The 16,195-nt window shown below is 55.6% G+C and carries 13 protein-coding genes; 6 read left to right on the top strand and 7 right to left on the bottom strand.

Translation table 11 applies throughout. From position 1 onward, the window contains the following. Window positions 1–22: 22 nt before the first annotated feature. From NI000_RS20225 to NI000_RS20205, 5 genes are all read left to right on the top strand, one after another. Window positions 23–1,774, top strand: a complete 1,752-nt coding sequence (locus NI000_RS20225; RefSeq protein WP_253413250.1) for an ABC transporter ATP-binding protein — start codon at window positions 23–25, stop codon at window positions 1,772–1,774. 27 nt (window positions 1,775–1,801) lie between these two features. Then, the gene (locus NI000_RS20220) at window positions 1,802–2,884 is read left to right on the top strand and encodes a HAMP domain-containing sensor histidine kinase (protein WP_253413249.1); all 1,083 of its coding nucleotides are present in this window, start codon (window positions 1,802–1,804) and stop codon (window positions 2,882–2,884) included. Between the two features lie 309 nt (window positions 2,885–3,193). Continuing rightward, window positions 3,194–4,198 carry a LacI family DNA-binding transcriptional regulator gene (locus NI000_RS20215; RefSeq protein ID WP_253413248.1) on the top strand — a complete coding sequence of 335 codons (1,005 nt, stop codon included), beginning with the start codon at window positions 3,194–3,196 and terminating at the stop codon, window positions 4,196–4,198. 55 nt (window positions 4,199–4,253) lie between these two features. Next, complete coding sequence (locus NI000_RS20210; RefSeq protein WP_253413247.1) at window positions 4,254–5,018, top strand: glucosamine-6-phosphate deaminase; 765 nt, start codon at window positions 4,254–4,256, stop codon at window positions 5,016–5,018. 25 nt (window positions 5,019–5,043) lie between these two features. Then, on the top strand, window positions 5,044–6,273 hold the full coding sequence (locus NI000_RS20205) for an N-acetylglucosamine-6-phosphate deacetylase (RefSeq protein WP_253413246.1): 1,230 nt from the start codon (window positions 5,044–5,046) through the stop codon (window positions 6,271–6,273). Between the two features lie 42 nt (window positions 6,274–6,315). Here NI000_RS20205 and NI000_RS20200 read toward each other — a convergent pair whose 3' ends face one another. Both NI000_RS20200 and NI000_RS20195 read right to left on the bottom strand, forming a co-directional pair. After that, window positions 6,316–6,678, bottom strand: coding sequence for a response regulator (locus tag NI000_RS20200; RefSeq protein WP_301292595.1), 363 nt, complete (start codon window positions 6,676–6,678; stop codon window positions 6,316–6,318). 96 nt (window positions 6,679–6,774) lie between these two features. Beyond that, window positions 6,775–7,911 (bottom strand): response regulator, encoded by a 1,137-nt coding sequence (locus NI000_RS20195; RefSeq protein WP_253413245.1) that lies wholly within the window; start codon window positions 7,909–7,911, stop codon window positions 6,775–6,777. Between the two features lie 494 nt (window positions 7,912–8,405). Between NI000_RS20195 and NI000_RS20190 the strand changes: the two genes are divergently transcribed. Further along, window positions 8,406–12,887 carry an S-layer homology domain-containing protein gene (locus tag NI000_RS20190; protein ID WP_253413244.1) on the top strand — a complete coding sequence of 1,494 codons (4,482 nt, stop codon included), beginning with the start codon at window positions 8,406–8,408 and terminating at the stop codon, window positions 12,885–12,887. An 84-nt stretch (window positions 12,888–12,971) separates the two neighbouring features. On the opposite strand, the gene NI000_RS20185 is transcribed toward NI000_RS20190, so the two are convergent. The 5 genes from NI000_RS20185 to murQ all read right to left on the bottom strand — a co-directional run bounded on the left by NI000_RS20185 (window position 12,972) and on the right by murQ (window position 16,186). Continuing rightward, complete coding sequence (locus NI000_RS20185; protein WP_253413243.1) at window positions 12,972–13,319, bottom strand: DoxX family protein; 348 nt, start codon at window positions 13,317–13,319, stop codon at window positions 12,972–12,974. A 157-nt stretch (window positions 13,320–13,476) separates the two neighbouring features. After that, window positions 13,477–13,767: a type II toxin-antitoxin system RelE/ParE family toxin gene (locus tag NI000_RS20180; RefSeq protein ID WP_253413242.1), complete on the bottom strand. Its 291-nt coding sequence runs from the start codon at window positions 13,765–13,767 to the stop codon at window positions 13,477–13,479. Continuing rightward, entirely contained in the window at window positions 13,752–13,934 is a 183-nt protein-coding gene (locus NI000_RS20175) for a hypothetical protein (RefSeq protein WP_088831265.1), read from the bottom strand. The genes NI000_RS20180 and NI000_RS20175 overlap by 16 nt, the downstream gene beginning before the upstream one ends. A 164-nt stretch (window positions 13,935–14,098) precedes the next feature. Further along, window positions 14,099–15,241 (bottom strand): GNAT family N-acetyltransferase, encoded by a 1,143-nt coding sequence (locus NI000_RS20170; protein ID WP_253413241.1) that lies wholly within the window; start codon window positions 15,239–15,241, stop codon window positions 14,099–14,101. A gap of 33 nt (window positions 15,242–15,274) precedes the next feature. After that, window positions 15,275–16,186 (bottom strand): N-acetylmuramic acid 6-phosphate etherase, encoded by a 912-nt coding sequence (murQ, locus tag NI000_RS20165; RefSeq protein WP_253413240.1) that lies wholly within the window; start codon window positions 16,184–16,186, stop codon window positions 15,275–15,277. Window positions 16,187–16,195 lie beyond the last annotated feature (9 nt).

Here is a 16,195-nt window from a genome sequence, read left to right as displayed (position 1 = left end):
ATAGAATGGAGTTGGGACACACATGTCAAAACCGAAAACATCGGCGAATTGGCGGCAATTGATCCGGCTGGTCCGGGAAACGAAGCCTTCTAAGGGTCTGCTTGCCGCCGCGCTGTTTCTAAGCATTATCTCGACCTTGGTCGGCTTGGCGATTCCGCTGTTTACGAAAAATATGGTCGACAGCTTTTCGCTGACCTCCTTAAGCCTGACGCAGATCGTGCTGATGGGAGTAGCTTTTATCGTTCAAGCGATTGCGGGCGGTGTCGGCGTTTATTTACTCAATAGGGCGGGGCAGAAGGTCGTTGCGTCCCTGCGGGACCGGCTGTGGAAAAAGCTGCTCGTGCTGCCGGTCTCCTACTACGACAATCACGAGACGGGGGAAACGATCAGCCGGATGACCAACGATACCGGTGTCGTCAAAGGCTTGATCAGCGAGCACTTGACCGGCTTCTTCACCGGCATTCTGGGCGTAGTCGGGTCAATTGCGGTGCTGCTGTATCTCGATTGGAAAATGACGCTGATGATGCTGGTCGTCGTGCCGCTGGCCATCTTGATTTTGGCTCCGCTCGGCAGGCAGATGCATAAGATTTCGGTCGGCCTTCAGGATGAAACGGCCGGCTTTACGGCGGTGATCAGCCGGGTATTGTCGGAGATCCGGCTTGTGAAGGCTTCGAATGCGGAGACGGTCGAATACCGGAACGGGCGGACGGGCATCGAGAAGCTGTTCCGGCTTGGCTTGAAGGAAGGCATCGTTTCGGCGTGGGTCGGGCCGCTTATCTTTTTCATCCTCATGCTGCTGCTTGTGGTCATTATCGGATACGGCGGCGCGCGGGTCGCTTCCGGCACGCTGACGGCAGGAGATCTGGTGGCGTTCATTCTGTATTTGTTTCAATTCGTGCTGCCGATCACGCAAATTACGACCTTCTTCACGCAGTTTCAAAAGGCGGTCGGAGCGACGGAACGAATCGCAGCGCTGCTGGAGCTCGGGGAAGAAGACCATGCCTCCGGCAAGCCCCTTGATAACGCAGGCCGGCCATTGACGCTCGAACGCGTGACGTTCGCCTATAAAACCGGCGAAACGATACTGGACGATGTCAGCTTCACCATGCAGCCCGGCAAAGTGACGGCCATCGTCGGGCCGAGCGGCAGCGGAAAAACGACGCTCTTTGCGCTGCTGGAGCGGTTCTACCCGCCGACCGGGGGCTCGATCAAGCTCGGGGACGAGCCGATCGATGAGTACTCGCTGCCGTCGTGGCGCAGCCGCATCGGCTATGTCTCTCAAGAAAGTCCGCTCATTGCCGGGACGATCCGCGACAACATCTGCTACGGGTTACCGCACGATGTGACGGATCAAGAGCTGGAGCAGGCGGCGCGCATGGCCTATGCCGATACGTTCATTCACGAGCTTCCGAACGGATACGAAACAGAAGTCGGAGAACGGGGCGTCAAGCTGTCCGGGGGGCAGCGGCAGCGGATTGCGATTGCGCGGGCGCTGCTGCGTAACCCGCAAATTTTGATGCTGGACGAGGCGACTTCCAGTCTGGACAGCAAGTCGGAAATCGTCGTGCAGCAGGCGCTGAACAACCTGATGCAGGGTCGGACGACGCTGGTCATTGCGCACCGGCTGTCGACCGTGGTGGATGCGGACCAAATCGTCTTTCTGGACAAAGGCAAAGTAACGGGCATCGGCACGCACGAGCAGTTGTTCCAAACGCATGCGTTGTACCGCGAATTCGCCGCACAGCAGCTTCGCATTCAAGAGCAGCACGTTTAAACCTATCGCGGATAAGGAGGGACGGGAGTGGAAGTACAGCATCAGGCGAACCGGAAAGCGGCTCGCGGATGGAGATTTTTTAAAAGTGTCTGTGGGATTTGCATATTACTTTTATTATCGCTGGCGAGCTGGTCGGCCGCTTATTTCTTCATCCGCTATTTGCTGAACGCATTTGGAAGCCGGCCTTCCGATTATGTCGGCCAGCTATTTACCCAATTGGTTGCGTTTGTGACCAGCATGGGGATTATGGGGACGATCGGAGTGATTTTTCGCGACAAGCGCATGGAAATGTTCCGGCCGATGATCGATGCCATGAAGCGGATCGCCAAGGGCGATTTCACCGTCAGTATTCCCCCGGACGAGCGCGGCCCGGGCCAGTTCGGCGAGCTCGTCGAAAGCATCAACCACATGGCCGTCGAGCTCAATCAGATGGAGAAAATGCGCCAGGAGTTCATCTCCAACGTTTCCCACGAAATCCAGTCGCCGCTGACGTCGATCGGCGGCTTTGCCCGTATCCTGCAGAGCGACGAGCTCAGCCGGGAGGAACGGATGCATTATCTCGGCATCATCGAAAAGGAAAGCGCCCGGCTGTCCAAGCTGAGTGAAAACCTGCTGAAGCTGACCTCCCTCGAATCGGACCATCACCCGGTGGAGCGGAGGCGGTACCGGCTCGACAAGCAGCTGCGCAGCCTGATTCTGGCGTGCGAGCCGCAGTGGCAGGATAAAGGAATCGACATGGATGTGTCGCTGGAAGACGTCAGCATCGAGGCTGACGAGGATTTGCTGAGCCAAGTATGGGTCAATCTTCTGCACAACAGCATCAAATTTACTCCAGCGGGCGGGACGATCGGCGTTCGGCTAAAGCGCAACGGTCAGCAGGCGATCGTATTCGTCACCGACACCGGGATCGGCATCTCCGAGAACGATGTGGCACATATTTTCGAGCGGTTCTACAAGGCGGATAGGTCCCGCAACCGAAGCACGGGAGGAAGCGGGCTTGGGCTTGCGATCGTCAAGCGGATCGTTGAGATGCATACGGGCTCCGTCGCCGTGCAGAGCGTTCCCGACCAGGGAACGACGTTTACCGTCAGGCTTCCGGCTTTGCCTTGAGCGATTGCGCCGAAATGAAGCGCAGGTGGACGCTCTACGGTAGCGCTCTGGGGCAAGGTACGGTTGTCACGATGGGAATACCTGTTTAAAATCGAGGGTGCCGCTTTGGCCGCATGCTCGATTTTTTTACGTCGATGTTCGCAGCGCCAGCTTTGCTACAGCTTGACAGGACAAGCGCTGTGGGAATATAATACAGAAAATTGAACCGGTTCAATTAATTTGGTATCTATGATGGGAATGTTTTAATTGAAGCATTTCCTTTTATTAAAAAAAAGATTTGAACCGGTTCAAATTAAGGAGGCGCGGATCGTGAAGCTCACCATCAACGACTTGGCGAAAATGACCGGTCTCGCCAAAAGCACCATATCGGGAGTGCTGAACAATAAGGACGGATTTTCGGAGAAAACGAGACAAAAGGTGCTGAAGGCAGCCGAGCAGTACGGCTACGTTCCAAATGAGATTGCCCGGGGATTGTCTACGAAATATACGAAAACGATCGGGCTTGTCATCAAGGACATCACGAATCCGTTCTACAGCAAGCTGACCAAGGGTGTTCAGGAGATCGCAGGCGAATACGGCTATACGGTATTTCTATGCAGCAGCTTCGAGGATCACCGAACTGAAAAAGAGCAGATTCAAGCGATGCTAAGCAGACGGGTGGACGGCCTGATCGTTGCGCCGCTGCTGGAGGAGGTGACGTTCGACCACTTGTTCGATCTGAAAGCGAAGTCCGTCCCTTTCGTATTGCTCGGAAGCGTGCCTGGGCTGGACAGCTCGTATGTCGAGTTCGACGATTACGACGGCGGGCGGCAGGTGACGGAGCATTTGCTCGAACGGGGCCATCACAACATTGGCTTCGCTGCCGGGCTCCCCACGTCCAGAGCCTCGCGGGAACGCCTTCGGGCATGCCGGGATGTTTTGTCGGCGCAAGGACTTGCTTTGCGGGCGGAGTTTACTTTCGAGGGAGCCCAAGAGCTCGCGGACGGGGTGGAGATCGGCCGGAAGCTGATCGCGATGAAAGAACGGCCGTCGGCACTCATCTGCTTCGACGATGTGGTCGCGCTGGGGGTCGTCAAAGCTTTTCAAAGCGAAGGTCTTCGGATTCCGGAGGATATGTCCTTGATCGGCTTTGACGATATCGACCTGATGATTTTTCCGCTAACGACCGTCTCCATCCCAACCTATGAGGCGGGCAAAGCGCTGGCGCGTACGCTGTTCGGGCGGATTTTCGGTGGGCCGGATACTCCGGCGCAGCGCATTGTCTTCGACGAGAAGCTCGTCGTACGGCAGTCCGTGCGTACGGCGACGAATTGAAGAGAGTGAGTTTTGAGACTTGAGCCGGAAACAAACGAATGGAGGATGATGGGATATGAAGCAATGGACGATCGAGCAGGTGACCGCCGAGGCGTACGATAGCCGGGAAGCCATGGGGCAAGCGGCGGCACAGCGGCTGGCGGAAGCGATCCGGACGAAGCTGCAGGAGAAGGAGACGATTGCGGTCGTGTTTGCTTCCGCTCCGTCGCAGAACGAATTTTTGCGTTCGCTGCGCACATTGGATTCCGTCGCGTGGGAGCGCATCCGCTGCTACCATCTGGACGAATACGTGGGCTTGCCGACCGATGCGCCGCAGAGCTTTGCGACGTATTTGCGGACGGAACTGTTCGCATTCCGGACGCCGCTCGAATTTTATGCGCTGAACGGCTTGAACGATCCTTTGGCAGAGTGCGCCCTCTATACGGAGCTGCTGGAGCGGCACCCGATCGATATTGCCTGTATCGGAATCGGCGAGAACGGGCATATCGCCTTCAACGATCCTCATGTGGCGGACTTTGCTGATCCCGCGCGCATTAAAAAGGTCGAGCTGGACGAGACGAGCCGCAAGCAGCAGGTCAACGACGGCTGCTTCCCGCAGCTTGATGCGGTGCCGCGCGAGGCGCTGACGCTCACGATCCCGTCCATCGTATCGGCTTCGCATATCATTTGCACGGTGTCTGGCGAACGCAAAAGCGATGCGGTACACCGGACGTTGTTCGGTCCGGTCGACTTGTCGTGTCCGGCGTCTATCTTGAGACGGTCGGCCCGCTGCGATATGTTTCTGGATTTCGCCAGCGCTTCCCGCATTGCATCGCAATAACGGCGCATACCAAGGAGGGACGAAAGTGACCGATCCCAATAGGACGGTAATCGAAGGACGGCGGGCGGATACGGGGAGACGGATTCGTTTGGTTGCATCCGGGGGTACCATCGCATCGATAGAGGACGCCGAAAGCTCGGGCAATGCCGCCGCAGCACCTGACGAGTTCTGGATCGCTCCGGGCTTCGTCGATCTGCAGATCAACGGGTACGGGGGAGAGGACATTAACCTGACGGGGGCCGATATGCACCGGCGGGTGGAGACCGTGAAACGGCTGGTTCGAGGGGTACTAGCTTCCGGTACGACGTCCTTCTGCCCGACGGTTATTACGGCGAGCTTCGAACAGATGAAAGACTGCATGACGGCGATACGGCTCGCTTGCGAGCAGGATGAGCTGACGGCTTCCGCCGTATTGGGCATTCATATGGAAGGACCTTACATATCGGGCGAAAACGGACCTCGGGGCGCCCATCCGGCGGAGCATGTACGGGACCCGGACTGGGCCGAGTTCAAAGTATGGCAGGAAGCTTCGGGGGACCGCATCCGGTTAGTTACGCTGGCGCCGGAGCTTCAGGGCGCTGCGGAATTTATCCGCAAGCTGACGGAGGCGGGCGTTGTTGCCAGCATCGGCCATACGGCCGCCGATCACGAGCACATCGCGGCTGCTGCGGAAGCGGGAGCGCGGATGAGCACGCATCTCGGGAACGGAGCGCATCCGCAGCTTCCGCGCCATCCGCACTATATTTGGTCGCAGTTGGCGGAAGACCGGCTTGCCGCCAGCATCATCTGCGACGGACATCATCTGCACCCTTCCGTCGTGAATGTGATGCACAAAGTGAAAGGCGACACCCTGCTGCTTGTCAGCGATGCCGTACATTTGGCGGGCCTGCCGCCCGGCACCTACCGCACGCATGTCGGCGGGGAGGTCGAGCTGCTGCCGTCCGGCCGGTTGCACATGGTGGAGAATCCGAACCTGCTCGCCGGAGCGGCGGTTAATCTCGCGGACTGCGTAGGGCGATTCGCCCAGATGACAGGTTCCCTGCTGGCTACGGCCATAGCGATGGCGACGGATAGACCGGCGCGCCTGCTTGGCTGTGCAGGAATCGGTACGCTGGAAGTCGGACAGGCTGCGGATGCGGTGACGTTCCGCTGGAACGCCGAGGCGGGCAAGCTGGACGTGCAAGCGGTCTACAAGCGGGGCCGGCTCGTCGGGCCGGAGCGGCATGGAGATCTGGCCTCGGGCACAAGGGCATAGAAAAAAGGAGGCATTCAAGCCTCCTTTTTTCATGTTTTCCCTCTAGACCTCAAGCAGCCTGTCGACGGCGTCCAGCACCCGCGAGCCTTGAAGCGGCTTCACGACAAAATCCTTCGCTCCGCTTCGGATCGCCTCAAGAATCATCTCCCGGTGCCCCATCGCCGAGCACATGATGACTTGCGCCGCAGGGTCCCGCTCCATAATCAATTTCAACGCTTCGATGCCGTCCATATCGGGCATGGTGATGTCCATCGTGACGAGGTCCGGACGATACGTGAGATACTTCTCAATCGCTTCCCTTCCGTTGGACGCTTCGCATACGACTTCGTGCCCTGCCGTCTCCAATATATCCTTCATAAACATCCGCATAAATGCGGCATCGTCTACGACCATAATTTTGGCCAAATGTACCACCGCCTCAAGAAACTACGCTTCTTGCACATGCTGCACCGCACGCGAAGAAACCGCCTCCTGAGTATAAATGAAGGTTCTGAACATTTTTTAAACAACCCGCTCCCGGTACCACTGCTCAAGCGTTCTCGCCGGCTTCGTACTGAATTCGTCATGCAGCATTTGCGACAGCGTATCGTACTGCCGTTCCACAGACACCCGGTCCCCGATAGACGTAAAGAGCTTGATCAGCGCCCAATACACCTCTTCCGTGAACGGGAATCGGCGCTGGATGAGGAAATAGAGCTGGAAAGCTTCCGCCGCATTGTCCCGCGTTTCCAGAAAAGCCGCGACGCGCATCGCATGCCGGTACCATAACATACGCAGCCGCTCCCGCTCGTTCTCCGCCCACCAATAGCCGCAATCTTCCAGATAGTCGCCGCGATACAGCTCCAACAGCTGCAAATGCCGCGCGAGCGTATGCTCGCTGAGCGGAGGGGCCGTCTGCAGTCCCTCCTCCCACGTCAATACGTCAACGCCGACACCGTTCAGCTCGAGCCGGTACCCTTTATCCCCGCTGACGATCCGGATGCCGGGATGGACGGCATTTGCGGTTTTGCGGATTTGATAGATAGTGGTGTAGAGCTGTGTGTAGCCTTTCTTCGGATCGATATCGGGCCAGAACAGCTCCAGCAGCGCATCTTTGCGCACGGGCTGGTCCCGAAGGTGAACGAAGTAGGCGAACAGCTCCTGCGCTTTGTTCGTTCGCCAATGCACGGGCCCGGATTCACCGGTGTCGACCTCCAGCGTCTGAAAGCAGCGGATCATAACCTGGTCCTTCGTCTTAGACGGCCGGACCGCGGGGTGATCCGGTTCCGTTTTGGCGGCCTTGACCTGCGACAGCCGGGTTAATGTTTTGGCAAGCCTTTGCGTGGAGACAGGCTTCAGCAAGTAATCGATCGCCGCCAGCTCAAAAGCCTTGAGCGCATGTTCCTCGTAAGCCGTCGCAAAGATGATCTCGGTTTCCGGCAGGTGCGACATGATGATCTCGGCCGCTTCCAAGCCGCTCAGCTCCGGCATGTCAATGTCCAAAAAGACGGCTTCCGGCTTCTCGCGCAGCACCGCCTCGACGGCTTCCGCCCCATTCTGGTAGGCGCCCACAACGACACCGCCGTTCAGCTTCTCAAGCTGTTTTTGCAAGCTGAACAGCGCTAGCGCTTCATCGTCTGCAAGAATGATCCGAATCATCGGCGCACCTCGCTTTGCGCAAACCGTGCAAACCCGACCCCATTGTCGTGTAGTTGAGTGGCCAAATTCACGCCCTCCTCTTTCTGTATGCAAAAGTAATCTATTTGTTATAAAGCCTGTTTACCCGGCAAAAATGTTCGTTCCAACGAACGGCTTAAAACCGCCGTTTTCCTATTTATGATCATATCAAAAATTCGTCCTCTAAGGCATTTTAAAACGAAAAAATGTTAATTATTTCACAAAATTAAAATCTAGATGAATTGGGAAAATGATGCTGCTTTCTGCTCTTTCGCCTGTTTTTCAGCAAGTTTTGCGCCGGTGTGGACCTGAGTGGCTGGTTTTGTAGTCGAAAGGTGTTCAGATTTTGTTCAGAAGCGGTTGGTAAAGTGAGCAAAAACTGTTCTTTAAAACGAAGGAGAGTGAGGCGCGGAGAGAAAAACCGGAAAGTAGAATTGCTATTTCAGGAGAGAGAAGATGAAAAAGGAGCGGGAACGATGAAAGTGCATCGATCGAAATGGATGTCATGGCTGCTCATGATTTCCATGGTGGTAACCCTGCTGCAGCCGGCTTTACAGGCTCATGCGGCGGAAGACAGCGTGAAGTGGGTTACCTATAAGAATGACGATTTTTCCAATGCAAAACAACTCGCGCTGTTCTCGTTGAACGGCTCTGCCAAAGTGGCAACGGATAATAAAGGCCGCCAGGTGTTGCGTTTAACCGAGGCACTAACCAACAAGTTCGGCACGGCTTTTAACAAAAAGCTTATTGCGCCAGGAGACAATTATTCGTTCAGTACGTTTTTTAAATTCCGGCTGAATGAGAATAATTTAGGTAATCCGGCCGACGGCATTACCTTTACGATCCAAGCCGAATCCAACACTGCGGGATCGGTAGGAGTAGGAATCGGGTACGGCGGAATCAAGCCCAGCTTTGCGGTGAAATACGATACGTATAAAAACGCCGACATGTCCGACCCGTCGAACAATTACATCGGGCTGGCCGTAAATGGGGACGTTAAAAACTCGACCCCCGGATGGTTTACATCGGCGAACGAGCTTAATTCGCAAGGCATTAATCTTTCAAGCGGCACAGACTATTATTCGTGGATCGATTATGACGGATCCGCCAATAACGTCAAGGTTTATATCAGCAGCACGGAAGCTCGGCCGACGACTCCTGTGCTCAATGCCAACAATATCGATTTGGCCGACATCTTCAAAGGGAAGCCGGGGGTTTACGCAGGATTTACTGCGGCAACGGGCGGCGCTTTCGAGAGACACGATATCATTTCGTGGTATTTTACGAACGAGCTGGATCCGATCGATACGACGAAATATCAATACAAGCAGGCTCCGACGAACGTAACCGTCAATGCCGTGCCGACCGGGCAACCGGGTCAATTCCGAGTCATTGCCACACTTTATGATGTCGACGGAAACCCGGTTCCGGACGCTCCGGTCCGCTTTGCATCGACACAAGGCACTCTGACGAATCCGGATGCGGTTTCGGACGGCAGCGGCCGGGGAACAACGATTCTGGATTTCGGAAACAACCCGCCTTCGGGCGAAGTTACGGCCAAGGTGATGGTCGGGGGCGCTTATGCTACCGTGGCGATTCCACCTTCGCCGACGAATCTGAAAGCCGGAACGACGCCGGAGACGGCCAACAAGCTGACCTGGAATACCGTGACCGGCGCTACTTATTACAATCTGTATAAAGACGGAGCGCTGTACGCAACGAATGTCAGCAGCGCCACTTACCAGGTAACCGGTCTTGCACCGGGAGAGTTTGCGACATTTACCGTTACGGCGGTAGTGAGCGGCGAGAACGGCGTGATGGAATCTGCGCCGTCCAACAGCGTAACGCTTCCGACTTCGGCAGGCCTTACGCTGGATAGCACCCGCTATACGCTGCCGATAGGCTCTACGCATCAAACGGTCGTTTCCTCCGTTTACTCGAACGGAACCAAAGTCGAAGTAACGAATCAATCCGCGTTCAGCTCGGCCAACAACAACGTAGTCACTATCAGTCCGAGCGGACTCGTTACGGCTGTCGGTGCAGGAACGACGGTGATCTATGCCGTTTATAACGGAACAACATTGCAAGCCTCGATTACGGTGCCGATTGCCGCTCCGACAGGGGTTGCAACGGACAATGTGACATCTACGGGCGCAACGTTAAGCTGGAATGCGGTTCCGGGCGCACAGTCCTATAACATCTACGACAATGGGAAATTGATTGCCTCCGGCGTAACCGATACCCGCTATGCGGTGACGGGACTTAAACCGGGAACGAAGCATAGCTTTACGGTAAGCGCGGTAAGCAACGGGATCGAATCGCCGGCTTCCGGCGCAACGGGAACCACGACAACGACGCTGCGCGATCTGGTGGTAACTCCGGTCAACTATACGCTTGTACCGGGTGCCACTCATCAGACGCAGGCGACAGCGGTTTATTTGGACGAAAGCATTAAAGACGTAACGAAACAAGCAACCTACGTTTCCTCGAATCCCGATATCGTTTCGGTCGATGCGAACGGCGTGATCACGGCCAAAGCTCCGGGAACGGCCATCATTACCGTAACCTACGACAGTAAAACCGCAACGGAAACCATCGTAGTTCAAGATCAAGTACCACCGTTCAACTTAACATTGAAAAAATCGCCTGACTCCATTCCGGGAGACGGCAGTTCTAAAGTGACGTTGAGCGCGGGAGTGGTGTCGGCGGACGGAAGCCCGGTTGCGGGCGTGCCGGTCACGTTCCACTTCGGAAATACGAAGAACGATGTAACAGCAATTACGAATGAACAAGGGATTGCTTCCATCGAGTATACCGCACCGAAGCTTCAAGGCCTTGCGCCTCTGAACGAAGTGATCACGGTGTCCGCGAAAGATCCGAAATCCGGATTGTCGAAGCAGGAAAGCATAGAAGTGACTTACATGCCTGCAGCCGTTCGAGGGATCGTGATCGACCAGGTGACAGGAAAGCCGGCGGCAGGGGCAACGGTTTCCGTTTCCGCCGATTTTAACGGGGATGGAATTGTCGATTTCACTTCGACCGTAACGACCGCACAAGACGGTTCTTACCAAATCGGGGTACCCCGGGGCAACTTCGCCTATACGCTGAATATTCAAACGCCGGTACAGCTTGGAAACCGGACGGTAACTTTAAACAGCACGCAAACGGCAGTCGTAGGCCAATTGAATGCGGCAAGTCAAAAAATTGATTCCGCGAACAAAATCAGCGGTCAACTGTTTATCGCGCCTTCCGCTTCGAACGTGCAGCAGACGCCGGAAAGTCTGTTCGGAAGCGGCAATGTCAGCGCCGTCATCCAAGGCATCAACGGGACCGATTTCCAATCGACGCTGGCGCTGAAAGCCGACGGAAGCTTTGAATTGGAGAAGGTGCCGGGCGGCCAGTACAAAATTTCGTACCAAATTAAAGCACCAAACGGGACTGTGCTGGCGGGACCGTCGGCGACGGTGAGCGTGAAGCAAAACGGGGAATTGGGCGTCGTCTATTCCTTGATCGATCCTTACGGCACGATTACCGACGAGGCTTCCGGAAAGCCGGTTGACGGGGTTAGCGTGAAGCTGTATTGGGCGGATACGGAGCTGAATAAACAAAACGGCCGTACGCCGCACACGCCTGTCGAATTGCCTGAATTGCCGGCTTTTGCGCCGAACAAGAATCACAACCCGCAGCTGTCGGATGCTGCCGGGCAGTACGCCTGGATGGTGTATCCGAATGCAGACTATTATATTGTTGCGACCAAAGCGGGGTACTACGATTACAGCACGCTTGTGACGAAACCGAACGCGCCGGCGGTCAATGGCTCGGACAGCTACATTAAAGACGGCATTATTCACGTCGGGCAAGATATCGTAGCCTTCGATTTCAAGATCCGGCAAATTGCTACGAATAACACTTCATCCACTTCGTACGGCGGCGGATTTTACTACGGGTCTGCAACGTCCGATGTTACTTTGAATCTGTCTGTGGATAAAAACCTTGTAAAAGAAGGCGAGCAATCGACGATTACGGTCGATTATAAGAACCAATCCGTCTTCTCGATAGATGCAGGAGTAGTCACCGTTACGATTCCGGCCGGAGCGGAAGTGGTCGATGCGGATGGCGGTACCGTGAGCGGAAACACGGTTACGTGGAAAGTAGGCAAGCTGTCGGCCGGTCAAGCGGGAAGCTACAAGCTGAAGCTGAAATGGAGAGCGGTCGCCGCAGCGGACGCGGAGTTCGACATTCAAGGAAAGTTCACGGTTGAAGGAAATACATCGAGCTCTGCGAAGGCCGACTCTGCGGTCAAAATTAAAGTGTTTTCCGACCGCTTCGGAAATCTGAAGCATCAACGTTATATTTTAGGCTATCCGGATGGTAAGTTTCACCCGGAGAACGCTCTGACTCGTGCAGAGCTGGCAGCGATTGTTGCAAGAATGAAGGAAAATGCGAAGGTAACCGACGCTCTTGCGTATAACGATGTTCAAGAGAGCCATTGGGCAGCGAATTACATCAAGATTGCAACGAAATACGGCTACTTTAACGGCTTCGAAGACGGCAGTTTCCGTCCGGAAGCTAAGGTATCCCGAGGTGAGCTGGCCTCCGTTATGGCGCGTTTCCTGAGCCTGAATGTCAGCGCGTCCGGCGAAAATCATTTCAAGGATGTCCAAGGACATTGGGCAGGGAATGCGATTGAAGCCCTGTACCGCGGCAAGTTTCTTGCCGGTTACGAGGACGGAACCTTCAAGCCTGCGGACAGCATTCGCAGGGTCGAAGCAGTGACGATGATTAACCGGATGCTGTATCGCGGTCCGCTGAAAGGAGTTGCCCCTCAGTTCCCGGATGTCGCGGAAAGCCATTGGGGCTTCGGAGATGTGCAGGAAGCCACCGTTTCGCATGAATCCGTAAGGAACGCTGACGGAAGCGAAGCTTGGAAGAGCAGCATGACGGACGATGTGCAGTAATTGAAAGGAATGAACTTAAAAATAGACCGATCCGTCCCCGGTGGGATGGGCGGTCTATTTTTGTTCCGCGCAAGGCGGAGGAGTTCACCAGGTGGCAGCGATCATGACCACGGACAGTGCAAGCATCGCAGCGGCATTGACGGCCATCACCGGCCGGTGCTTCGCCCGGAACAAATGTGCGTGAATCGCGCCCAGCATCAAAGCGACGAAGAACAAACCGACGTACGGCAGCAGCGCCGGAAACCGGAAGCCCGCGAGAAGCACGACGACGCCCGCAAGCTCTCCCAGGCCCATAAGGGTCAAAAACCACATCGGGTACCGGTATTCGTTCCAGTGCTGAACCATCGACGGCGTCCGCTTGAGCTTCATAAAGGAAGAAAGCGAGAACATCCCGGCCAGTATAATTTGAATGACGATAACGAGAGTGGACAAAACAATCGCTCCCTTCAAACAGGTATACTACTTTATAGTAATATTACTATAAAGTAATATAAATCCGCTTTAAGCGTTTGTCAACGCAAAAAAAGCGGGCCCGAGGCCCGCTTAGCGTTTTGAAATAAAAATAATACCCGCATCAAAGGTGGGTGAGTTACCGGCCATTCCAGTTCGTAGCTCCATGTATGAAGCTTAAAATAATGACTTGATCTTCTTCGATTTTGTAGATCATCCTATATCGGTGTAAAAAAATTTCTCTTACATTCGGGTTGTTGATCTCAGGTACGATCCTCCCTCTGTTTGGGAAAAGACTCAAAGTTTTGGCTCTCTCCATTGCATCATATAAAAATGAAAGAGCGTATCCCGGCGAATCTTGATGTATATATTCTACTGCCCGTTCTAAATCATTAGTTGCGGTTTTTGTCCATACTACTGATTTAGCCATTTAGACATCCGCTTCTCCATTTCTTCATGAGATATAACGTCGCCTTTGTCTATATCATCAAGTCCTTGTTGGATCTTCTTTCGAACATATAATGTATATTGAATATCCTCAAGTGAGCAATCATCAGGTAAATTGTCAATGATTTGCTTTACTTCGTCCTTAAGCATAATTATCACCTCAAAAGAAGTATAACATATTTTTTAAGTCGACAACTACGAATGAGAGCTTTGAGACACGGAAAGCAATAAAAAAATGAGCAGTATCTCTCTGCTCATTATCGAGTTTAGTTTGTTTGACGATTTTTAATTATCTCTGGAAAATTAACGCCCGCTCACACATAATTCAACCCCGCCGTAAAAGGAAACGGCACCGGGAACAACTCTTTCAGTGCGCTGCGAAGCGCGAAGTACTCAGCCATGCCTTCATCTCCGCCGAAAACGAGCGAGATGAACGCCTGCGGGTCCAGCTCTGCCGACAAGCCGCCGTATTCGAGCTTGACCCGGCCGGCGTCTGCCGATTGCACGCGAAGCGCTTCATGGCGGCCCGGAGCCGCTTCCGCCCAGAACGGCCGGAGCTGCTCGATCAAGCGCTCGGGCCGGACCACGTTGACGGTGCCTTGATTCGGCTCCTCTTGGTACGGCACCGATTCGAGCGCCTCCAGCCAATCGCTTTCGTGCACGGAAACCGGGAGCTGGATCTGCTCCAGCTCCAGACGCTTGAGCGCATGCGCGGCCAGAAGCGCAACGGCCGGGCCGTCCCCGGCGGCTTCGATCAGAAACGGAACCCGCTTCGGGACGAGCGGCGGATTCGGTACGGCGGCGACAAGAAACGCCGCAGGCTTGCCGTCCCGCTCGGCCACGAGCACCCGGTGCTTCATCTTAATGCAGCTGACGAGCGCCTCGTTATGGACCAGATTCGCCAGGTCGGTGACGCTGTGCTCGAAGCGGGCAACTCTTGCGCCCGCCAGCTCTCGCAGATACAGCCAATCGGTCGGCTCCAGATCGCGCACCTGCACTCCTTCGGAAGCGTGCCGGCTTTGCAGCGCCTGCGCCGCAGCGGCATCCACCGTATACCTCCGGACAACGCCGAACGGCAGACAATTGACCCGCGTGTACAAGGAGCGGCCGCCCGAAATGAGCAGCAAGGACGCGCCCGCCTTGTCGATATGTTCAAAGATACGCTGTAAAATCAGGCTGGCATAGCCCTTGCCCCGGGCATCCGGATCGGTGCCGACGGAGCCGAGCTGGTACGTGCCGAGCGCTGCCTCGCCGATGCGGATCGTGACAGGCACGAGTCCCATGAACGAGACCAGCTTGCCGTCCTCGAACGCTCCGTAAGACTGGCCCAAGGCCGTTGAAAACACGTCAGGAAACGCAGGCTGCATCGAAATCTGCTGCGCATCGCGAAAAATCGAGTCCGAAAGCGAGACCGCTTCGGCCATCTCGTCCGGACGGACGAGCCGTATGTCTGCCACCGTAAATTCTCCTCCTTGTTCCTTGATCCCGTGTTAATTGCCGTTCGCCAGCGCCACCGCCTGGCGTACAAAACCGCCCGAGCGCTCCAACAGCTCGCGTGCGCCGTCCCGGTCCGTTTTCGCCAAAATCATGACGATCGCGGTTTTGACGTGTCTTCCGGACGCGGTATACGCTTCGCTAATCACATCCTCCGGCGAGCCGGTCGCCATGCCGATAATCCGTTTGGCGCGGTAGACGAGCTTCTCGTTGGAAGGCAGAACGTCGACCATGAGATTCTCGTATACTTTGCCGATGCGGATCATGGAGACGGTCGTCAGCATGTTCAGGATCAGCTTCTGTGCGGTGCCTGATTTCATCCGGGTCGAACCGAGCACGACCTCCGGGCCGGCGACGGCTTCCAGCATCAGATCGGCGATGCCGGTCATCGGGGTGTGTTCGTTATTGCACAGACCGATCACGGTCGCTTGCTTTTCCTTCGCGCGCTTCATGGCGCCGAGCACATACGGGGTGCGGCCGCTGGCGGCGATGCCGACGACTACGTCGCGGTCCGTGACGCCATGCTCGTCGATATCCTTCGCGCCAAGCTCCTCGCTGTCTTCCGCGCCTTCAACCGGGTCCTTGACCGCTTGAAAGCCCCCCGCAATGATGCCTTGCACCATGGACGGGTCCGTTCCATAGGTCGGCGGACATTCGGACGCATCGAGAATGCCGAGCCGCCCGCTGGTGCCGGCGCCGATGTAGAACAGCCGGCCCTGCCGCTGAAAAGCGGCGACGATCCGGTCGACGGCCTGCGCGACTTGCGGCAGGATGCGGCCGACCGCTTCGGTAACCAGACGGTCCTCCGCGTGGATGAGCCGGACGATTTCCTCGGAATTGAGCCGGTCGATTTGCGTCGTATTCGGATTGCGCTGTTCGGTAGTTAATTCGTTCAGCAGGTTATACATAGGGACTGC

This window comes from Paenibacillus tyrphae (assembly GCF_024158745.1).
Classification (GTDB): Bacteria; Bacillota; Bacilli; order Paenibacillales; family NBRC-103111; genus Paenibacillus_G; species Paenibacillus_G tyrfis_A.
The sequence above is the reverse complement of the archived record's forward strand: the minus strand, read 5'-3'. Positions and strand labels throughout refer to the sequence as shown.

Excerpts from the sequence above, each read along its gene's own strand:
- NI000_RS20225 (WP_253413250.1), top strand. The coding sequence starts at position 23 with ATGTCAAAACCGAAAACATCGGCGAATTGGCGGCAATTGATCCGGCTG.
- NI000_RS20210 (WP_253413247.1), top strand. The coding sequence starts at position 4,254 with ATGAAGCAATGGACGATCGAGCAGGTGACCGCCGAGGCGTACGATAGC.
- NI000_RS20195 (WP_253413245.1), bottom strand. The coding sequence starts at position 7,911 with ATGATTCGGATCATTCTTGCAGACGATGAAGCGCTAGCGCTGTTCAGC.
- NI000_RS20190 (WP_253413244.1), top strand. The coding sequence starts at position 8,406 with ATGAAAGTGCATCGATCGAAATGGATGTCATGGCTGCTCATGATTTCC.
- NI000_RS20180 (WP_253413242.1), bottom strand. The coding sequence starts at position 13,767 with ATGGCTAAATCAGTAGTATGGACAAAAACCGCAACTAATGATTTAGAA.
- NI000_RS20175 (WP_088831265.1), bottom strand. The coding sequence starts at position 13,934 with ATGCTTAAGGACGAAGTAAAGCAAATCATTGACAATTTACCTGATGAT.
- murQ (WP_253413240.1), bottom strand. The coding sequence starts at position 16,186 with ATGTATAACCTGCTGAACGAATTAACTACCGAACAGCGCAATCCGAAT.